This is a genomic window from Ferruginibacter sp., from assembly GCF_028288465.1.
GTDB lineage: Bacteria > Bacteroidota > Bacteroidia > Chitinophagales > Chitinophagaceae > Ferruginibacter.
The window spans coordinates 112,758-132,682 of record NZ_JAQBNR010000024.1 but is presented as its reverse complement, the minus strand read 5'-3'; the positions used below and the strand labels follow the sequence as shown (position 1 = coordinate 132,682).

Genomic DNA, 19,925 nt, shown 5'->3' with positions numbered 1-19,925 from the left:
GTTTCTTTGTAAAACCTTTGTTATGAAACTACTTTGCTGTGTTTATTTTCTGGCTGCATTTACTTCTGCTTCATTTGCGCAAGCACCCGCACAAAATATTTTTCTCATCACACTGGATGGCACGAGGTGGCAGGAAATATTTAAAGGAGCCGACGAAGCCTTATTACGCAATAGCGAATATGTAAAGGATTCTACGTTGATGCTGCAGCAATATGGGCAGGGCAATGCAGAAGAAAGACGACGCAGGCTGATGCCATTCTTTTGGTCTGTACTGGCGCAACAAGGCCAACTGATGGGCAACCGGGATCTGGATAATAATGTGAATGTAGCCAACCTGTATAAGATATCTTATCCTGGTTATAGTGAAATGTTTACAGGTTATGCCGATAAACTTTTAATACCCAACCTGCAAGTGAATAACCGCCACAGTAATGTGCTGCAGTGGCTAAATGATCAGTCGCAATATGAAGGACAGGTAGCTGCCTTTTGTTCATGGCAGGTAATGCCGTTTATATTAAATGAAAAAAATGGATCGCTCCCGGTAAATGGTGGCTATGAAGTGCTGGAAGAAAGTGACAGCATCAGTGCAATAATTAATGGTGTGCAACAAGGCATATATTCCAAGGGCAATACAAGGCACGATCTGCTTACTTTTGAATGCGCTAAAAATTACATGCAGCAACATCACCCTAAAATAATGTACCTGGGTTTTGGAGAAACAGATGAGTTTGCGCATGAAGGTGAATATGACACCTATCTTCAAAAAATACACCAGGCCGATGCCATGATTGGTGAATTGTGGTACGCTGTTCAAACAGATCCGGTGTATAGGAATAATACTACTTTCATTATTACTACAGATCATGGACGAGGGAATAAAAATAGCACCTGGTCTGCACATGGATTTTGGGTAAAAGGATCAGGACAAACGTGGCTTGCTATGATTGGAGCAGGCGTTAGCCCGTTGGGAGAGTGCAGCGAAAAGCAGCAGGTATATCAAAAGCAACTTCCAGCTACTATTGCAGCCCTGCTCGGTGTTACCTTTACAGCGAAACATAGCGTAGCTGCAGCTTTGCCCGTTCACATAAAAGATCAACCTACTGTAGCCGGACTAACAGCAAAAGGTAAGTAATGTATCACTTCCTGAAAACCCAGCTTGCCCTGATAGCTGGTTCTATGGCTGATTTCACAATGACTGTTTTACTGGTAGAAGCTTTTCATTGCTGGTATATTGCGGGAAATGCAGCTGGTAATGTAACAGGCGCCCTGGCCCAATTTTTACTTTCCAGAAACTGGGTGTTTACCCAAAGTAAAAATCAAAACACTTCATTACAGGTTATTAAATTCATATTGATGTGGATTGGTAATATTGCGTTAGCCGCCCTGGGCGTTTTTCTACTCACCAATTTTCTGCATTTGCATTATTTGCTTTCCAAAATAATTGTATCGGTATTACTGGGACTTAGTTATACTTATTTTGTCTCCAAAAAATTTGTGTTTGTTTGATTTTTCAGGCTATCATAAAATAAAATTCTTTTCTTTGTTGAATTGTAAAAGATGCATGTTTTGCGACAGCAGTAAAAGATTGCTACTTATCAACAAAAACATTATGACCGGCATTGTACATTTTACAACTTTTTTAATGACGGGTATTTTATTAAACTTAACCCCCGGCAACGATACTATTTTTATTCTAACCAAAAGTATCGGGCAAGGTAGAAAGGCTGGTATTATGTCTGCTCTGGGCATTGGTACCGGAAGTGTCATTCACACTTTGCTGGCGGCTTTGGGGCTCTCTGTTATCATCGCTAAGTCCATCCTGCTTTTCAATATTATAAAATATGCGGGGGCGGCCTATTTATTATACATTGGCTATAAAATGCTAATCGACAGAAGCCAGCTGAATACCAACATGGCCGTAAAAAATGGCCGGGCAAACTATCTGAAAATATACCGGGACGCAATTATAACCAATGTGCTCAATCCAAAAGTGGCGCTGTTTTTTATCGCTTTTCTGCCACAGTTCATCGATCCTGCTGTAAAAAATACGGTGCTCCCTTTTTTATTGCTCGGCCTTACATTTATAACAACCGGAATGATCTGGTGCCTGGTGCTGGCAATTTTTGCAGCGGCCATTTTTTCCAGGTTAAAAAATAATACGGCGGTATCAAACTACATCAACAAAATTTGCGGCCTTGCATTGGTAGCGCTCGGTATAAAAGTGGCGTTCGCAACTCAAAAATAGGTTGCCGTTTCTTTCGTAAATCGCCTTTCCATAAGTGGCCAATTGTCAGTGAATTATTTCAAAAAATTATTTGCATTACAGCAGGGCAAGATATGGCCCAATTATAAAATATGCTTCAGCCGTAAATATTGCAACAGCATTATTGTTTTGGCATCTTTAATTTCCCCGGTATCAATCATTTTAAGGGCGTTTTCGATGTGCATTTCCAGCACGTCAATTTCTTCCTGTTCCTGTGCAACGCCACCACCTTCGGCAAGCTTCATTGCATGCGAATATTCGGCGATAAAAAAATACAGCATTTCAGTAACCGAGCCGGGGGACATATAAACTTCCATTATTTTTTTAACCGAATTAATTTTGTAGCCCGTCTCTTCTTCCGTTTCTCTTTTGATGCAATCTTCCGGATTGTCTTTGTCCAGCAAACCGGCACAGGCTTCAATCAGCAAGCCGTCTGCGTTGCCATTGATAAATGTAGGCATGCGAAACTGTCGGGTTAGGATGACTGTTTTTAACGAACTGTTGTAAAGCATAATGGCAGCGCCGTTACCCCTGTCATAAGCTTCGCGGCTTTGGGTCTGCCAGGTACCGTCTTTTTTCAAATAATCGTAAGTTATTTTTCTAAGCGTGTACCAGTTGCTGGATAATACTTCCTTGTTAATAATTTTTACCTTATTATTCTGCATGGGGAACATCTTCTAAACGGTAATAAATTTTAAGACCACTTTCTTTCGCAATCCTTACATCTTCGTCAGCACCTTTGGAGGCGCCTTCAATGCGAAATACAGCATCGCATTTTAATAGTAAGCGGTGAGCCACAGGATATAAAATTTCTTCATAGGCAGCATCTCCCACCTTTGCCGAACCTGCAAGGTTTAGCAAAGGCAAGGCAACCCATTCACCAATCATCGGGGTATGACCTAAACGAAACAAAGGCAATGAGACTGCTTCCAGGTTAGCCAGGTTTTGGCGCATCAATTCCGGATCATCGTTGGTGCCACTGCGGTAGGGGCCTGCAATTAATATCAGCATAACGTGTCTATTTTTTTACAAAGAAAGCAAGTGAAATTTGCAAAGGAGTTAAGGTATATTAAGAATCTAATTTTTTGTCTTGTTTACTTTCAGGCTGCTTAAAAATTCCGGTGTAATTCCCAGGTAAGAGGCTATTTTTTTTTGTGTAACCTGTTTTACCACTTGCGGGTATTTGGTGAGAAAGCTATGGTATCTTTCTTCTGCTGAAAGTGACAGGTTTTGTATAACCCTTAACTGTTCCCGGATATAAGCATTCTGCATTATGATCCTGAAAAATCTTTCAAATTTCGGCACTTCAATAAGTAGCTGATCCAGGTCTTTTTTCTGCAAGCCCACAATGGAACTGTTTTCTACCGCTTCAATAAATAACATGGCTGGTTGGCAATTGATAAAGCAAAACATGTCCGTAATCCACCAGTCTGATAAAGCAAACATGATGGTAGCTTCTTTGGCATCTTTGTCAAGATGATAGGCTCTTAGTATACCACTGCTTACATAATAAATGTTGTTGCATAACTGTCCTTCTCTTAAAACAAGCGCCTTCTTTTTTAGCTCCTCCGACTTAAGCATTGAAGTGAAATACTGTTTCTCGGCAGGTGTTAAACTGATATGTTTGGCTATATTTTGTAAGATAAGATCGTAAGCCATATACTATTTTGGGATGAAAATTAAAAACTCAAATGATTCTAAAGTCAACTGATGTACACCTTATTAAGACGAATTTTATCCCTTTAAAGTTAACCGTACAGATTCGGTCTCAAAAAAGAATTGCCGGCAATTTGCAAATGCCGGCAATCATAAAAGAGTAAAAATAATCAAGGTGCACTTTCAGTAATAAAGCAGTAAAATATCACAACGCAATCCTACAATCTTTTGGCCATTACACTTTTGGAAGCGTATAACCATTGTGATATTCCTTCATTAAATATTCTTTGTTGATGGCTTCATCTGTGAAAGCGCTCTTTGTTCTGTCCCACAATAACTTTTTGCCACTGCGGTAAGAGATGTTACCCATTTGCGCCACCGTTGCAACATGCGCACCAGCTTGTATCGGGCAGTGCAAATCAGCAGCATTGCGGCTTTTGATAGCGCCCACCCAATTCACCATATGCATGTCAAGGCCGTTGTCTGATGGTTTTTTAAATGGCATGATAACTTTGCTCTTGCTTTGCTTTTCTTCTATTACTTCCCAGCCGCCCCGGTTTAGAATCAGCGTTCCGTTGTTGCCAATAAAAGCAATACCATGGTCGCGGTCATACGAGCCGTTATCAATGCCCATTGCAGAATCCCATACCAAATTGAATTTATCAAATTCATATAAGGTTGTCAAAGTATCCGGCGTTTCTTCATACAAATCCGGGTAAGCAAAACGTCCACCAAGACCAACTACACTGATGGGCAAATCAGCCTTCATTCCGAGTAATCCGTAGTCCAGCAGATGCACGCCCCAGTCGGTCATCAACCCACCGGCATAGTCCCAAAACCAACGGAAATTAAAATGAAAACGGCTGCTGTTAAATGGCCTGATGGCAGCTGGTCCCAACCATTGTTTGTAATCTACACCTGCGGGTGGCGCACTGTCTGGCACAACTGGTCCGGGTTTCATCCAGCCCTGGTAGCACCAGACTTTTACGGTGCGTATGTTACCTAATTGCCCGCTCTGTACAAAGTCAACCGCATCTTTAAAATGTTTCTGACTGCGCTGCCACTGCCCCGCCTGTACAATCTTTTTATAGCGTTGCTGTGCGGCTACCATCGTATTGCATTCAACAATGGAATTGCCCACCGGCTTTTCAACGTACACATCTTTACCGGCTTCACAAGCATGAATCATTATCAAAGCATGCCAATGATCAGGCGTACCAATAATTACGGCATCAATATCTTTTTGTTCCAGCAGTTTGCGGTAGTCATCGTATCTTTTTATTTTGGAAGCATCTATCTTCAGTTCACCCAGTTCGCCAAGGCGTTTATCAATGACGTTTTTGTCTACGTCGCAAACAGCCACCAGGTTTACGCCCGGCACTTTCAGCGCCGCTTTAACGTCAGCCCAACCCATACCGTTGATGCCTATGGCACCGATATTTAACTGATCACTGGGCGCTATGCGGTTCTTAAAAAAAGCATAGGCTTTGTTATCAAATACAGAGGCTAATGCACCTGCAGCAACCAGCGCAGATGATTGGTTTAAAAATTTTCTTCGTGATGACATATTCGTTTTTTTAGAAAGAGAAAAGAATTGTTTTAATCGAATTGAAAGAAGAAGTGTATTGGATATTTACAAATGTCCGTTTGACTTTTCTGCAATCGTTTTTTGAAACATAAACTTACTAAAATTCTGTTGTAGTAACTAAATGTTTGTTTGGGTCAGCGCATTTTTTTGATTCATTCATGTCAAATTGATCTGCAAAGAAAAAATTCCTTAGTTTTATTTCAGACCCTTGCGCAGGATATATTGTTTATCGGCGATACAGGTGTAAGATTGCTTAATACTTTTCTTTATCTTAAAGCACAACTGTAAAATGAAACTTATGACATTAAGAACACGATTCCTGGTGATGGTATTGTTGATTGCCTGTACGGCAACCGCACAAAAAATTGAACCTGCCACCAATGTTACAGCTATTGGATTTTCAACAGACAGGTTAAAAAGAATTGATGACCAGATGAACGACTGGGCTAAAAAAGGCTGGGTAAGCGGTACAGTAGGCCTGGTGATACGCAATGGCAAAATAGTATATTATAAAGCTGCAGGTTATAATGATATTGCAGGTAAACAAGCGATGAAAAAAGACGATATCTTTCGCATTGCATCACAAACGAAAGCCATTACCAGTGTGGCGGTAATGATGTTATACGAAGAGGGGAAATTTTTACTGGATGATCCGATTTCACAATATATCCCGGCGTATGCCAGCGAAACAGTGCTGGATAAATTTAATGAAGCAGACAGTTCTTATACCACTGTGCCAGCCAAAAGACAGGCGACTATTCGTGACCTGTTGACGCATACTTCTGGAATCGGTTATGCCCAAATTGGTAGTAAAGAAGCCAATGCCATTTATGCAAAAAATAACATAACGGCCGGGCTTGACGTGAGTGGCGATAAATTAGCGGATGCCATGAACCGGTTAGGAAAGTTGCCTTTAATGCACCAGCCGGGCGAAAAATTTACGTATGGGTTAAATGTAGATGTGCTGGGCGATTTGGTTGAAATCTGGTCGGGCATGAGCCTGGAAGATTTTTTCAGGACAAGAATTTTTGAGCCGCTTGGCATGAACGATACCTGGTTTAATTTGCCCGCATCCAAAGCAGCCAGGCTGGTGAATATGTACAGTGAAGATTCCACCGGCACTTTGCAAAAGCTAACAGGCGAAGCATTGGGCGGGCATATTGACTATCCCCTGCGTAAGAAAACTTATTTTTCAGGTGGCGCCGGTCTGTCTTCTACCGCCTATGATTATGCAGTGTTTTTGCAAATGATGCTAAACGGGGGTATTTACAATGGTAAAAGAATATTGAGCCGTAATACGGTGAGAATAATGACAATGAACCAGATTGGCGACGTGCCATTTGGCAATGATAAATTTGGTCTCGGTTTCTCGGTGGTTACAGAGAAGGGGAGTGGGACTAACCCGTCGCAGGTCGGAACATTCAGCTGGGGCGGCGCTTTTAAAACTTCTTATTGGGTAGACCCCAAAGAAAAGATGGTGATTGTATTTTACAGGCAATTACTTAATACCAGTCATGGAGAACTGGCAGATAAATTTAAAGTAATGGCTTATTCGGCGTTGAACGATTAACGCCAGGAACACGGATGACTTGAATTAAAGCTGCCTTTCACTGACAAGTTTTTACAGAAAAGAAAATGGGGAATAATCCAACAAAGGTCATTCCCCGTTTTTATACTTTATTATTGAAGTGCTGACAACAATACGAAAAAATATCAGCTTTCATGATTGCCAGGCCTTGTCATCAAGTTCCCCTTATTCATGGACTATTCTACGCTAGGCCTTATCAAAACTTACACATTCCTTCAGTTCTTTCTCCGTGTAAGCCACATTGTACTGTTTTAATACATCATCCGGTACACCGTTCCATTGGTTGGGTTTATTGCCCTGGTAACCGATGTCTGTAACTCCAATTTCTGAAGTATAAAACCCGGTACAAGTAAGGTCTCTCATCAAATTAAAAAACGAAACACCTGGTTGCATGCCCGGCTTTACTTTGTTCGGATAGGCAATATCATCCACAATGGCTAAGCGTTGTTTTTCGTCAATATCGTTGAACGATTTTTCAAAGCGTTTCAGCGATTCAATCTGCAACCAACGTAATCCACCCCGCATGGGTACCTGGTGTTCAGGCATATCTTTTACAATAAATTCAATAAACTCTGGTACTTTGGCATCCGTAGCGCTGCCACTTACGGCATCTTTTGGTATAATAATATCTGAAAGAATGGTGATGGTAGCCATTTCTTCTTTAGTAAAAAAGATTTGCTCATTCAGTTTTTTTATTACTTCCAGTTCTTCCTTTGTACGGCTCAAATCTACTGCTGCTGCGGGTTCTGTTATCGTAGCCGTAGCCGCTTTTTTATCGGTTGGGTTACAACTCTCTATTAACACACCGGTAGCTGCCGTGCCGACTAATAAAGCTTTGATCGATTTACGTCTGTCCATAAAAATATTTTTATAAATTATTTATGCAGTATTAAAAAAAATTGTCCGGGCTGATCAACAATCATCATTATCGTTGATCAGCCCTCTTGTACTGTATTATTTCAATTGAACTTCAGCCCTCAAATTGAAGTACTTGCCCCAATTTAAATATTCTGTTTTTTCAACTGATCAACAATATATTCACTTGCTCTCATAGATAAAGCCAGGATAGTCCAGGTAATGTTTTTATCTCCCTGCGATACAAACTGACCCCCATCCACATTGAATAAATTTTTGCAATCATGTGCCTGGCTCCATTTATTTAGAGCGGAAGTTTTTTTATCATCTCCCATGCGTATGGTACCGGCTTCGTGAATGATATTTCCAGGGTTGGCAAGGCCATATTGATTGTCGGCATTGTCATCGCCCCAGGTAATTACAGCGCCCATCTTATGCATAATTTCCCTGAAAGATTCTTTCATGTGCTTGGCCTGGTTCACTTCCTGGCTGCTGTATTTGGTATTAAAACGCAATACAGGAATACCAAATTTATCCACCACATTAGGATCAATTTCGCAATAATTGCTTGCCAGCGCTAAAGCCTCGCCGCGACCAGCCATACCAACAGAAGCGCCATATAAGTAACGCTGGTCTTCTTTTAAGGAAGCGCCATAGCCACCGGCTTCTTTTGTTTTGCCATTGATCGGCACTTTACCATTCTGGCCTTGTACGCCCATACCAAAACCGTATGCAGGTTGTTCCATACCTCCCCAATATTCAATGTGGTAACCGCGGGCAAAATCCAGCTTTTTATTATCTCCCCACCACGGCGTATATACATGCATTCCACCAACACCGTCTTCATTGTAGCGTTTACGGCCAAACAATTTTGGTAAATAGCCACCCATTGCAGCACCAGTTGAATCATGCAAATATTTACCCACCACGTTACTTGAGTTACCAAGGCCATTGGGGTGTGCAGCAGATTTTGAGTTCAGCATCAGCCTTGCACTTTCGCAGGCGCTGGCTGCAAGAATCACCACTTTACCCTGCACCTGGTATTCCTGCATATCATCTTTCAACACATATGAAACACCGGTGGCAAGACCTGCCGCATTGGTCATAACCTCTCTTGCCATTGCGTTGGTAATAAGGTCCACATTACCGGTAGCAACGGCTGGTTTTATTAAAACAGACGAAGAAGAAAAATCGCCATATACTTTGCAGCTACGGCCACATTGGGCGCAAAAAAAACATGCCCCACGATCCTTATTAATTGGTTTGGTGAGAATTGACAAGCGGGAAGGAATAACCGGGATGCCAGCGCTGGTAGCCGCATTTTTTATAAAAATTTCGTGCAACCTGGGTTTGGGAGGTGGCAGAAAAAAACCATCCGGATCGTTGGGCAATCCTTCATTGGTGCCAAACACACCGATCATTTTATCAATCTTATCGTAATAGGGTTTTACATCTTCATAGCTAATTGGCCAGTCATCACCCAAGCCATCGATACTTTTGTGTTTAAAATCATTGGGTCCAAAACGCAACGAAATTCTTCCCCAGTGATTGGTACGGCCACCTACCATGCGTGCACGCCACCATTCCCATTTATCGCCGGGGGCATGGGTAAAGGGTTCGCCCTCGATATCCCAGCCATGGTAACAGCCATCAAAATCGCCAAATGGGCGGAACTTGGTGCTTGCACCACGACGGGCAGATTCCCATGGATTTTTTAATTGTGAGGAATGGATGGCAGGATCAAAATTAGCGCCTGCCTCTAAAAGGCAAACCTTTAAACCTGCATTGGCAAGCACATAAGCCGCCATGCCGCCACCGGCACCTGAACCAACAATAACTGCATCGTATTGTTTGGGTTGTTTTTTAATTTGCAAACTATCGCCCATGTAAAGAGTTAAATTTTTTTAACAAGCTTAAAAAGTAAAATACTAAAAGGAAAAATACAAAAGTTTTGTGTGATAGCATCGGACAGGTTGATCTTTTTATGTTTTTATTGGATAATTGGAATGTTTAGCGAGCCATGTTGGATTAAGTATAAAAAAATCATCGAATTTGTTACACAGGCAGCATCAATTTATGTCCGGGCCAGGCGGAATAATTTGAATTTGCTGTGTTTTTATAAATTAATAAAATAAGCTGCATCATTGTATTTGTTGCAAAAAAAATCTATGTTAGTATTCAGATTTTTTTCTGCGACTTTTCAGTTTTGCTTCTGCCATTTTAATTTATTCTTTATTGACCATTGTTTTCATTTGCCTGGGCAATGGCAGTTACAACAGGTAACAAGTTGGCATTGTAAGTATAAAAATAAAAAACAATAGTATGGGCGTAATGATGCAGGCTTTCTACTGGGATTGTCCACGGTTGGAAAACAAAGAATTTGAATGGTGGAATTTCATAAACGAAAAAACGGCAGAACTTAGCAAGGCAGGTTTTTCAGCTCTATGGTTGCCTCCTGCATGCAAGGCTGCCAATTTAGGTGGTTTATCTATGGGTTATGATCCGTATGATTATTACGACCTGGGAGACATCAATCAGAAAGGATCTGTACCTACCTGGTTTGGTACAAGAAATGATTTGGAAAAGCTGATAAAAGCTATTCATCAAAACGGCATGCAGGTATATGCTGATATGGTATTGAACCATACCAGTGGCGCAGATGAAGAGGAAGTAAATTTGTTCGACGGGCAAAAACGCTGGACAAAATACGATCCCGGCAGCGGGAAATTTTCAAGAGATTGGTCTTGCTATCATCCATCTTATTTTGAAAGATGGGACGGAGAAGTGTTTGAAGGCATGCCCGATTTATGCCATCACAATCCCTATGTATACAGTGAGCTGATGGAATACGCCCGCTGGGTGATAGAAGACATAGGTTTTGACGGATTGCGGTACGATTTTGTAAAAGGCTATGGTGGCTGGATGATAAGCGCCATTCTTGACAGGTTGTATAAAAAAAATGGCGAGACCAATTTTTCACCTTTTGGTGTGGGGGAGTACTGGGATTCTGATGGCAATATTTCGGAATGGCTGAGAGAAACCAATGTGTTTACCGACAATCCTGTTGCAGCGTTTGACTTTCCCCTTCGCGGCAGGTTGAAAAGCCTTTGTGATAGTTATGGTTTCAGTTTACAAACCCTTACACAAGCAGGCACATTGCTGACAGACGGAACAGCTTCCTGTGCAGTTACTTTTGTGGAAAATCATGACATCATCAGGCAAGATCCCATCGTCAGCGACAAGATACTGGCTTATGCTTACATACTTACGCACGAAGGATATCCCTGCGTGTTTTGGCAGGATTATTTTAATTACGGCCTGGCAAGAACTGGAAGTAAAAATGGAATTGAGGCACTTGTTGCAATACATGAATTATATGCCGGTGGAAAAACAGCCATATTGTATTGCGATAATGATTTGTACATTATGCAGCGGCATGGTAATGCGCAGCAAAAGGGATTGGTATTTGTGTTAAATAATTCCGGACGTTGGAACGGAAGGCAGGTTAATACACAATGGGCGCAAACCAAATTTATTCCGGAAGCTTTTTGTGGAAACGATGATGCTGCCGGATTGCCCATTGCGAAATGGAGCGATGGATATGGCAACGCTGATTTTTGGGCGCCGCCAAGAGGATATGTTGTGTATGTGCCTGCTGCCGACTAACAGCCATAAAATATGGGGAAATTCATTTTTCACTCAAATGATATTCAGCACCATATTACATATCATTTTGAAAAGCTGCTAATTTTTCATCTGCAAAATAGATAAGCCTTTCCATTTTTTCCGCGATGATGCCAATTACCAGGTGACACAATTTATGCCTCGTAACAATGGCAGCTTTTATCGTGCAAAATTTTTTTCTGCACCATTTTTGTGCCTGTACATCTACACTTTAAAATGATATATATATGCCTGCGATAAAATTGTCTGTTAACGAAAAAAAAGATTTGCGCTTTGCCGGGCTGGGTACAGCAGGTTATTTGTGGAAATGTAACCTTGATGATGACTCAAAAGTGAAAGTTGAAAAAAGAATGGATACTGAGCCGATGCGAAGCAATGCAGTTGGTGCCAGCCATGATGAAATATTTACTGTTACCGCTTTAAAGAAAGGTATTGTACATGCCAGTTTTATTCAATATCGTAATTGGGAAGCTGAAACTTCGGCCATAAAAAAAATGGATTATATAATTGAAATTAACTGACAGATTGCCTGCGCAACAACACGCGTGAGATAGTGCACAAAAAAAGGATACTGCTCTGGAGGATCCTTTTTTCTATTTTATGTGAATGCTTTGCATTTATTGTTTAATGACCTTTTTAACCAAAACCCTGTCTCCCAAAATAACCCGAACTATATAAGTTCCTGCAGGATACCGGGCTATGTCGACGTTGTACAACGAAGCCCCTGCACCCGAAATATTTGCCTGATATAGTTTTTGTCCGAAAAGATTAAATAGCTGGATGCTTTTCAGGTCGGCTGGGTTAGGATAAAACTGCACGGCAATGTTGCTTTTTGCAGGATTGGGGGTTACCAGGAAGCCGGCTGCTTTAAGATTGGGATTGATCGTGATGGTACGCACATTGATGTCATCCAGGTAAATGTTATTTTCAAATCCATTGGTATTCCTAAACGCCAGCAAAACTTTTCCATCATTTACATAAGGAGTAAGGTTGATAGAATCTCTTCTCCATTCGTTGGCACCAGGCCTGAACGATTCGGTTGTTTCACTGGCTGTTGTTACCAGGGTTGCCCCCCACTTTTTATACAAACTGGTATAGGTTAGGCCACAATCCTTACTGATCAGTACTTCCAGCGTATCCCAGTTATTACCCGCCGTGCTTACCGGTGTATAGGTAGATGCAGCTACCTGGAAAGTGAGAAAAGCAGAGTCCACCGTTGCAAAATTAAGTTCAGGCAATCTCAGGTAATCCTGCTCATCTGTATTGGTATAATCAAAATTATTGATGCCCACACTCGCATTGCCGGTTTTGGCAACACCGGTTACTTTTTCCCAGGTAATTGACTGATCGGGGTTAACAATATCCCAGCCTGCCGGAGGAAATACCGATCCTTCAAAACTTTCGGAAACAGACGCAACGGCATCTGCATATTGTACAATGTTAGTAAGTGTATCGTTGCCTGTAAACTGATCGGTTCCGGCGTTGGGTGCTGTTACAAATATTTTTATTTGATGTGTACCCGATCCGATCGTGACTGGTTTCAGCGTAACAGCACTGGTGGCCAGCGATGCCAGGGATCCTGTCCAGTTATTAATAACAGGGGCGCCATTATCAATAACAGTTTCAATGGTCAATGAGGTGAGCGTTTGTGTTCCCTTGTTCCTGATGGTTACCTGTGGTGTAAATGAGCTGGTGCAAATGCGCTGAACCGGAGCGTCAATTGTTTTTAGCTGTGCGTCCAGTGTTTTAAGAACAACGGGCGTGCAGCCATCTGAAGTAGTTAATGAAGAGCGGTAGGTAAGCAGGGCAGTTTGCATTCTCACGGCCTGCAATTTTGTAAACAGCAGCAGGCATTGATCAAAACTGTAATCCATAAAATTTTGGTACATAATGCCGTTACCGGTCTTTGTGCAGCTATCCAGTTTTATACCTGTAAAACAAGCAGTGGACGCATCTCCCTGGTTGGGCGTATCGTCTACAAAATCGCTGCCGGTACAGGCACCGTTATCATCGCCCCATATATGGAACAAATTAAAGTAATGACCGGTTTCGTGGGTAAGTGTTTTACCACCATTGTAATTAGCGTATGATCCGCCCGGCAGGGAATGATAGTCAATTACAACACCTTGTTCCAACGGCGCGCCGTCATTGGGGAAAGTACCATAGCCGAGTAAATTATTGGCCAGTACACACACCCAAACATTATAATATTTATCTCCATTCCAAATGTCGGCCCCACCTGAGCTTGTGTGCTTTACGCCATCATCCGAATTTGAAAAAGAAGTCTTTCTTGTAACGATTCTTTCAATTCCGTCTGTAATGTCGCCGGTCGGAGTACGTTGTGCCAGGCAAAACTGAACAGATGCCTGACCGATCAGGGGTTTAAAATAGGCAGGAACGCTACTAATGTCAGTATTGGATGCATTATATGTTTTATTCAAAACGTCCAGTTGCGATAATATTTGCGCATCTGTTACCTGCGCAGGGTTAGACATCACAATATGAAATACAATAGGAATGGTGTATACAGCCGTGGGCTTTTCAACTCCAGTAACATTTTGCTCTTTTTGCCTGGCCACCTTGTCAGCGACCGCTTTGTTAAAAACATTCAGTTGCTGATAAAACCTGGGTTTAAGGGAGGGATTGCGTTTAAATTTTTCTTCCAAACGCACCATGGTAGCGCACTGCTCCTGTTTTGCAGGCTGCTTGTTTTTTTGAGCAAATGCTCCTGAAAAAAGTCCATTTATCAGCAGCAGACAAAGCACTACCCGTATATTTTTCATTACTAAATTTTATATTTTAAAATTACTACAGCTTACAATTACTAAAAAAAACAAAAGGTAAAAGGTTCATTTGTATCGGTTATTCTAACGGCCGGATGACGATTTAAGTATTGATATTAAAACAGTAAATATACGCCAATGAAATTGTTTTACTCCTGCGGTTAACAATGCATTAAAGAAAAAGTTAGTTGGGTACAACCAGTTTTCTGAAAACAGTTGTCTTTCCACTGGTGAATCGCACGAAATACATCCCGGAAGGTAAAGTTGAAATATTAATTTTCGCTGTTGGCGTAACAAGAATGACCCTTTCAACTATTTTACCATTGGCATCAATAACATCAAGGGTTCCAGTCGATTTAGCTCCGCTGATAGTAAAATAATTTTTTGCAGGGTTAGGCGATAGCACAATTAATGGCGAAACCGTACTGGAAATATGAATAATTGGGCTATAAGTGACTGCATTGCCATCCGTTATTTTCAAACGGTAATATAAGGTACCCATATTGTGTGTCTGGTTCTTATCAACATAGTTATAAGAAAGCCTGCCTCCCGCTAAGGCAGCTATAAGTCTAAAGTCAGTACCATTATAGCTTTGCTCTATTTCGTATTTCTGCAGGTTAACCTCATTATTTACTTTCCAGTTTAAGTAGATGCTGCCTCCATTTTCATTTGCAGTAAAGGAAGTCAGTTTTACCGGTAATGCTACAGGCTTTACCAGCGTAATGTCATCAAAATAAACATTGATAGCCGGAGGATTGAACAATATTTGTGTTTGCATTCTAATTCTTATGGTGCGGGTGCCGGCTGGCGCAACTCTTGTATCGGTATAACCCACCCAACTGCTGCCGGAGCCGCCAAAATAAGATTGCCAGCTGCTGGTGTAACTGGACCCTAATACGGAATTGGTTCCATCAAGATATTCTACAATAAAACGGCCCTGGTCAGTTTGGTTGCTAACGGGTGTTTGAATATAGCCGCTAAACACATAGGGCATAGTACCGGCATCAATATTAATTGCGTCTGCTGACACATTAATATCTTGTCTCAACTCAAATGGGCCCTGCAAAAACGGACTGCATCCTGAGTAAAATACCGTACCTCCGGCTGTACCTGTAGTATGATCATAGGGATAGTTGACGGAGCCATCCGGGATCATAGTCCAGTTAAGAAAATTATTTGTTGGAACCAACAGGCAGGTGGAAGCACCCTGGCTTATGATCGTCCATCCGGTGCCGCGGGGAAGATCCTCTGCATAAGAATTTACGACCAGGTTTTGAGCATGCGCTAGATTAAAATAGCATATGCTAAAAAGTAAAAGTATAAATCTCTTCATGCAGCAAGTTTTTACTAATGTACAGTAGTTTTTTGGATTATGCCTATCTGCCCCAAACCGTTTAATAAACAAGGTAAATACCTGACTAATATATTTCGTATTATTTTCATAGCAATCGGGCTCAGGTTTCATAGTGTGCAAGTGGTTGTTGTAATATATTATAAATCTTACTAAATTTTAAAAAATGCGGGGCATTCCGGGCATTTTAAATATTAAGGTTTAAAAGAAAACCTTTTTGTAAAAAAACATGAGTATTAATCATGTAAGGAATAGATAATAATCATATTCCGGTAAATAATTTTAGTGAAAATTTGTGGCATCATTTCAAAGTAATTATTCAAAGATTAAATAAAATTTATGATCAACGTAGAAAGTAAACCAAGATTAAATGGGGCATCTGACATAAAACCAGAATTAAAGTCATGGGTAACGAATATAGCCAGGCAATGCAATGCAAAAAATATTCATTGGTGTGATGGTTCTAAAGAGGAGTACGACGCTATTTGTGCTTCATTGGTAAAAAAGGGAACATTTATAAAATTAAACCAGGAAAAAAGACCAAATAGTTTTGCCTGCTTTTCTGACCCAAGTGATGTGGCAAGGGTAGAAGACAAAACATTTATATGCAGCAGAAGAAAAGAAGATGCCGGCCCAACCAATAACTGGATGGAACCGACTGCCATGAAGCAAATTCTGAATGGCCTGATGGACGAATCTATGAGCGGCAGAACTCTGTATGTTATTCCATTTTGTATGGGGCCCGTTGGCTCATCATACTCACGTTACGGTGTTCAGTTAACTGACTCTGAATATGTGGTTGTAAATATGTACATCATGACAAGAATGGGCGAAGCAATTTATCCTTACCTGAAAAAACATGATTATGTAAAATGCATTCATACCGTAGGCGCCCCGCTAAATGCTAACGAGACAGACAGCAAGTGGCCCAACAACCCAACAACAAAATACATTTCTCATTTCCCTGAAGAAAGACTGATTATTTCTTACGGCAGTGGTTACGGGGGTAACGCCCTGATGGGCAAAAAATGTTTTGCCCTGCGTATTGCGTCTGTAATGGGAAGGGAAGAAGGATGGCTGGCAGAACACATGCTGATACTGGGAGTAGAGTCTCCGGCAAAAGAAAAGACCTATATCGCTGCAGCATTTCCAAGTGCATGCGGTAAAACAAATTTCTCTATGATGATACCTGCACAGGGAGTGGATGACTGGAAGGTGACAACCGTGGGTGATGATATTGCGTGGATTCATAAGGGCAACGACGGTAGCTTATATGCCATCAATCCTGAAGCTGGTTATTTCGGTGTAGCTCCGGGTACCAACTATCATACCAACCCCAACGCAATGGAAAGCATTAAAGCCAATACTATTTTTACCAACGTAGCGGTTACAAAGGATGGTGATGTATGGTGGGAAGGTATGACCAAAGAGATACCGGAACGCTTAACCGACTGGCATGGTAAACCATACGACCCCAAAAGCGGCACACCTGCAGCCCACCCAAACAGCCGGTTTACAGCACCTGCATATCAAAATCCCGCCATTGACAGTGATTGGGATAATCCCAAAGGCGTGCATATCGCAGCCTTTGTTTTTGGTGGAAGAAGAACTACCGCTGTACCGCTGGTTTGCCAGGCTTTCAACTGGAGCTTTGGTGTATATGCGGCTGCTACTATGGGTAGTGAAACTACCGCCGCCGCGTTTGGTGAAGTCGGTAAGGTTAGACGTGATCCATTTGCTATGTTGCCGTTTATGGGTTACAACATGGGCGATTATGTAAACCATTGGTTACAATTTGGCCGCGACCTGCCAAATGCGCCCCGTATATTCAGCGTGAACTGGTTTAGAAAAGATGAAAATGGAAAATTTTTATGGCCGGGATTTGGCGAAAATATGCGTGTGTTAAAATGGATTGTACAAAGAGTACATGGCGGCGCAAGTGCAGTAGAATCCCCCATTGGATGGATGCCACGTTGGGAAGACATGGACTGGACCGGAATAGAAAATTTCACCAAAGATGATTTTGCAAAAATAATGACCTTAGACAGGGAACCATGGAAGCAGGAACTATTATCTCACGAAGAACTGTTCTCTAAATTGTATGATAAACTTCCGAAAGAATTTTATTTCATCAGGGAGTTGTTATTAAGTGCTTTATGGCGTTCTCCTGAACATTGGGGACTTGAACCTGAACATGTGTAAGAATAAAAAATAACGGGTAATTGTTACCCGTTATTTTGATTTTAAAATAATCTGTTTTTCTTGTCTTTACTGATTTTATCAGTGTAACCGGTTGCACACATGAAGTGCAATTTCGAACGATTGATTGTTTTTTAGCGATTGCCTGCTATATGTAAAATCCGGATCAATGAGTTTATTCACTGTATAGTGTTTCCGGCAATATCCTCCTATCACATTCATTTTAATCTGCGATAGGTTTATTAAGATGAGTTTAAATTAATTTTATGAATTGGTTTGTAAAGTTGTTCACAGAGCCTTCTGTAGCACAGGCAGTCATAGTTTATTCACTGGTCATTGCTTCCGGCATAGCGTTAGGAAAAATAAAAATTCTCGGTATTTCTTTTGGTATTACCTGGGTACTTTTTATCGGGCTAATCTGTTCATATGCCGGCATCTCAATTCCAAAAGAAATGGAACATTTTGTGAAAGAATTTGGGCTGATACTTTTTGTTTATGCCATCGGGTTGCAGGTTGGGCCAGGCTTTTTTTCATCACTTAAAAAAAGTGCGTTGGGCAATAATGCCCTGGCCGCTTCAGTAGTAGTACTCGGCGTGCTGATAACGATTATTTTCTTTTATACAACCGGCAATCACATGGCCATCATGGCAGGAGTAATGAGTGGTGCGGTTACCAATACACCTGGCCTCGCAGCGGCGCAATCAGCCGTTAAAGATTTGCAGGTTCAGGGGGTTGATAATTCTACCATCACACTGGCTTATGCCGTGGCTTATCCGTTTGCAGTGATGGGGATTATTTTTTCGCTGATACTGCTGAAAAAGATTTTGCGGGTTAACATTGAAGATGAGCAGGAGTTGCACCGCAAATTAAATTTTATACAATCAAACCGGCCATTATCTATCCACATCAAACTGGAGAACAAACAACTCATCGGGCAATCGGTCAGAAAGATTTTTAAAATGGTAAATGAACCGGTGATAATATCCAGGATGTTTCACAACGGTACCACCATAACGCCAACACCGGATACGGTTTTATCTGATGGAGATGTGATGCAGTTTGTAGCTACTAAAAGAATAATGGAAAAGGTCAAGCTATTGGTAGGTACAGAGAGTGACATGAACTTAAGAACAGAACCATCCAGCAATTTAATATCCCGTGCCATTGTTGTAACAAGAAAAGAAATTACACACAAAAGGTTGGGCGATATTCCTGAGATACAGCATGAAGTGTTAACGCTTACCCGCATTAAAAGATCCGGTATAGAAATGGTTGCGCATGGCAATATCTTTTTACAATTGGGTGATACCGTAACCGTAGTTGGTACGGAAGAAAGTGTAAAGGCTTTTGCCGAAGTAGTTGGTAACTCTTTAAAAAGACTGGAAGCGCCGGACCTTGGACCCATTTTTATGGGCATTGTGTTGGGCGTAATTTTAGGGAGTATTCCGTTTTATATTCCATCAATACCTGTACCGGTAAAAATTGGGATGGCTGGCGGGCCGCTGATTATAGCGCTTTTTCTCAGCCGATTTGGTAATCATTTGTACCTTAATAATTACACCACAAACAGCGCTAATCTTATCGTGAGAGAACTGGGCATTGCTCTTTTTCTTGCCAGTGTAGGCTTAAGCAGTGGCCATAATTTAGCAGCTGCGTTTACCGACGGAAGTGGTTACCGCTGGATTGTAATGGGCATTACTATTACCATGATGCCTCTGCTGATCATGGGAATTATTGCAAGCAAATTTTTCAGAAAAACTTATTTTGAAATATGCGGACTGCTGGCCGGTGCCTGCACAGATCCACCAGCTTTGGCATACGCAATTAAAACTGCCGGCAATGATATTCCATCTGCTACCTATGCAACAGTTTATCCGCTCATAATGATTTTGAGAATACTGGCGGCTCAGTTACTGATTTTATTTTTTACCTGATGTTGATTTGTGCTTCTGTAACCT

The 19,925-nt window shown here is 41.4% G+C and carries 16 protein-coding genes; 8 read left to right on the top strand and 8 right to left on the bottom strand.

The features are described 5' to 3' along the window. Positions 1–22 precede the first annotated feature (22 nt). The 3 genes from JWR61_RS12510 to JWR61_RS12500 all read left to right on the top strand — a co-directional run bounded on the left by JWR61_RS12510 (position 23) and on the right by JWR61_RS12500 (position 2,245). A complete protein-coding gene (locus JWR61_RS12510; RefSeq protein ID WP_301928134.1) occupies positions 23–1,132 on the top strand; it encodes an alkaline phosphatase family protein in 1,110 nt (369 codons plus the stop codon). Beyond that, complete coding sequence (locus JWR61_RS12505) at positions 1,132–1,506, top strand: GtrA family protein (protein ID WP_301928133.1); 375 nt, start codon at positions 1,132–1,134, stop codon at positions 1,504–1,506. Before JWR61_RS12510 ends, JWR61_RS12505 begins: the two co-directional genes overlap by 1 nt. Positions 1,507–1,609: 103 nt before the next feature. Further along, a complete protein-coding gene (locus JWR61_RS12500; protein ID WP_301928132.1) occupies positions 1,610–2,245 on the top strand; it encodes a LysE family translocator in 636 nt (211 codons plus the stop codon). Between the two features lie 101 nt (positions 2,246–2,346). Here the strand turns inward: JWR61_RS12500 and nudK are convergent, their stop codons facing one another. From nudK to JWR61_RS12480, 4 genes are all read right to left on the bottom strand, one after another. Continuing rightward, positions 2,347–2,928: a GDP-mannose pyrophosphatase NudK gene (gene nudK, locus JWR61_RS12495; RefSeq protein ID WP_301928131.1), complete on the bottom strand. Its 582-nt coding sequence runs from the start codon at positions 2,926–2,928 to the stop codon at positions 2,347–2,349. Continuing rightward, entirely contained in the window at positions 2,918–3,274 is a 357-nt protein-coding gene (locus JWR61_RS12490; RefSeq protein ID WP_301928130.1) for a hypothetical protein, read from the bottom strand. The genes nudK and JWR61_RS12490 overlap by 11 nt, the downstream gene beginning before the upstream one ends. A 66-nt stretch (positions 3,275–3,340) precedes the next feature. After that, complete coding sequence (locus tag JWR61_RS12485; protein ID WP_301928129.1) at positions 3,341–3,922, bottom strand: Crp/Fnr family transcriptional regulator; 582 nt, start codon at positions 3,920–3,922, stop codon at positions 3,341–3,343. Positions 3,923–4,154: 232 nt separating this feature from the next. Beyond that, positions 4,155–5,486 carry a Gfo/Idh/MocA family protein gene (locus JWR61_RS12480; protein ID WP_301928128.1) on the bottom strand — a complete coding sequence of 444 codons (1,332 nt, stop codon included), beginning with the start codon at positions 5,484–5,486 and terminating at the stop codon, positions 4,155–4,157. 319 nt (positions 5,487–5,805) lie between these two features. Between JWR61_RS12480 and JWR61_RS12475 the strand changes: the two genes are divergently transcribed. Beyond that, the gene (locus JWR61_RS12475) at positions 5,806–7,077 is read left to right on the top strand and encodes a serine hydrolase (protein WP_301928127.1); all 1,272 of its coding nucleotides are present in this window, start codon (positions 5,806–5,808) and stop codon (positions 7,075–7,077) included. A gap of 204 nt (positions 7,078–7,281) precedes the next feature. Here JWR61_RS12475 and JWR61_RS12470 read toward each other — a convergent pair whose 3' ends face one another. Both JWR61_RS12470 and JWR61_RS12465 read right to left on the bottom strand, forming a co-directional pair. Further along, a complete protein-coding gene (locus JWR61_RS12470; protein ID WP_301928126.1) occupies positions 7,282–7,953 on the bottom strand; it encodes a gluconate 2-dehydrogenase subunit 3 family protein in 672 nt (223 codons plus the stop codon). A 143-nt stretch (positions 7,954–8,096) separates the two neighbouring features. Further along, the gene (locus JWR61_RS12465) at positions 8,097–9,836 is read right to left on the bottom strand and encodes a GMC family oxidoreductase (RefSeq protein ID WP_290336124.1); all 1,740 of its coding nucleotides are present in this window, start codon (positions 9,834–9,836) and stop codon (positions 8,097–8,099) included. A gap of 436 nt (positions 9,837–10,272) precedes the next feature. Between JWR61_RS12465 and JWR61_RS12460 the strand changes: the two genes are divergently transcribed. Next, the gene (locus JWR61_RS12460; protein ID WP_301928125.1) at positions 10,273–11,616 is read left to right on the top strand and encodes an alpha-amylase family glycosyl hydrolase; all 1,344 of its coding nucleotides are present in this window, start codon (positions 10,273–10,275) and stop codon (positions 11,614–11,616) included. 245 nt (positions 11,617–11,861) lie between these two features. Then, complete coding sequence (locus JWR61_RS12455; protein WP_301928124.1) at positions 11,862–12,155, top strand: protease inhibitor I42 family protein; 294 nt, start codon at positions 11,862–11,864, stop codon at positions 12,153–12,155. Between the two features lie 96 nt (positions 12,156–12,251). Here the strand turns inward: JWR61_RS12455 and JWR61_RS12450 are convergent, their stop codons facing one another. Together JWR61_RS12450 and JWR61_RS12445 are read right to left on the bottom strand one after the other, a co-directional pair. Beyond that, positions 12,252–14,417 (bottom strand): M43 family zinc metalloprotease, encoded by a 2,166-nt coding sequence (locus tag JWR61_RS12450; RefSeq protein WP_301928123.1) that lies wholly within the window; start codon positions 14,415–14,417, stop codon positions 12,252–12,254. A 184-nt stretch (positions 14,418–14,601) separates the two neighbouring features. Next, on the bottom strand, positions 14,602–15,750 hold the full coding sequence (locus tag JWR61_RS12445; RefSeq protein ID WP_301928122.1) for a T9SS type A sorting domain-containing protein: 1,149 nt from the start codon (positions 15,748–15,750) through the stop codon (positions 14,602–14,604). A gap of 357 nt (positions 15,751–16,107) precedes the next feature. On the opposite strand from JWR61_RS12445, the gene JWR61_RS12440 reads away from it, so the two are divergent. Together JWR61_RS12440 and JWR61_RS12435 are read left to right on the top strand one after the other, a co-directional pair. Continuing rightward, a complete protein-coding gene (locus JWR61_RS12440) occupies positions 16,108–17,970 on the top strand; it encodes a phosphoenolpyruvate carboxykinase (GTP) (RefSeq protein WP_301928121.1) in 1,863 nt (620 codons plus the stop codon). 263 nt (positions 17,971–18,233) lie between these two features. Then, positions 18,234–19,901, top strand: coding sequence for a putative transporter (locus JWR61_RS12435; protein WP_301928120.1), 1,668 nt, complete (start codon positions 18,234–18,236; stop codon positions 19,899–19,901). The last annotated feature ends 24 nt before the right edge of the window (positions 19,902–19,925 follow it).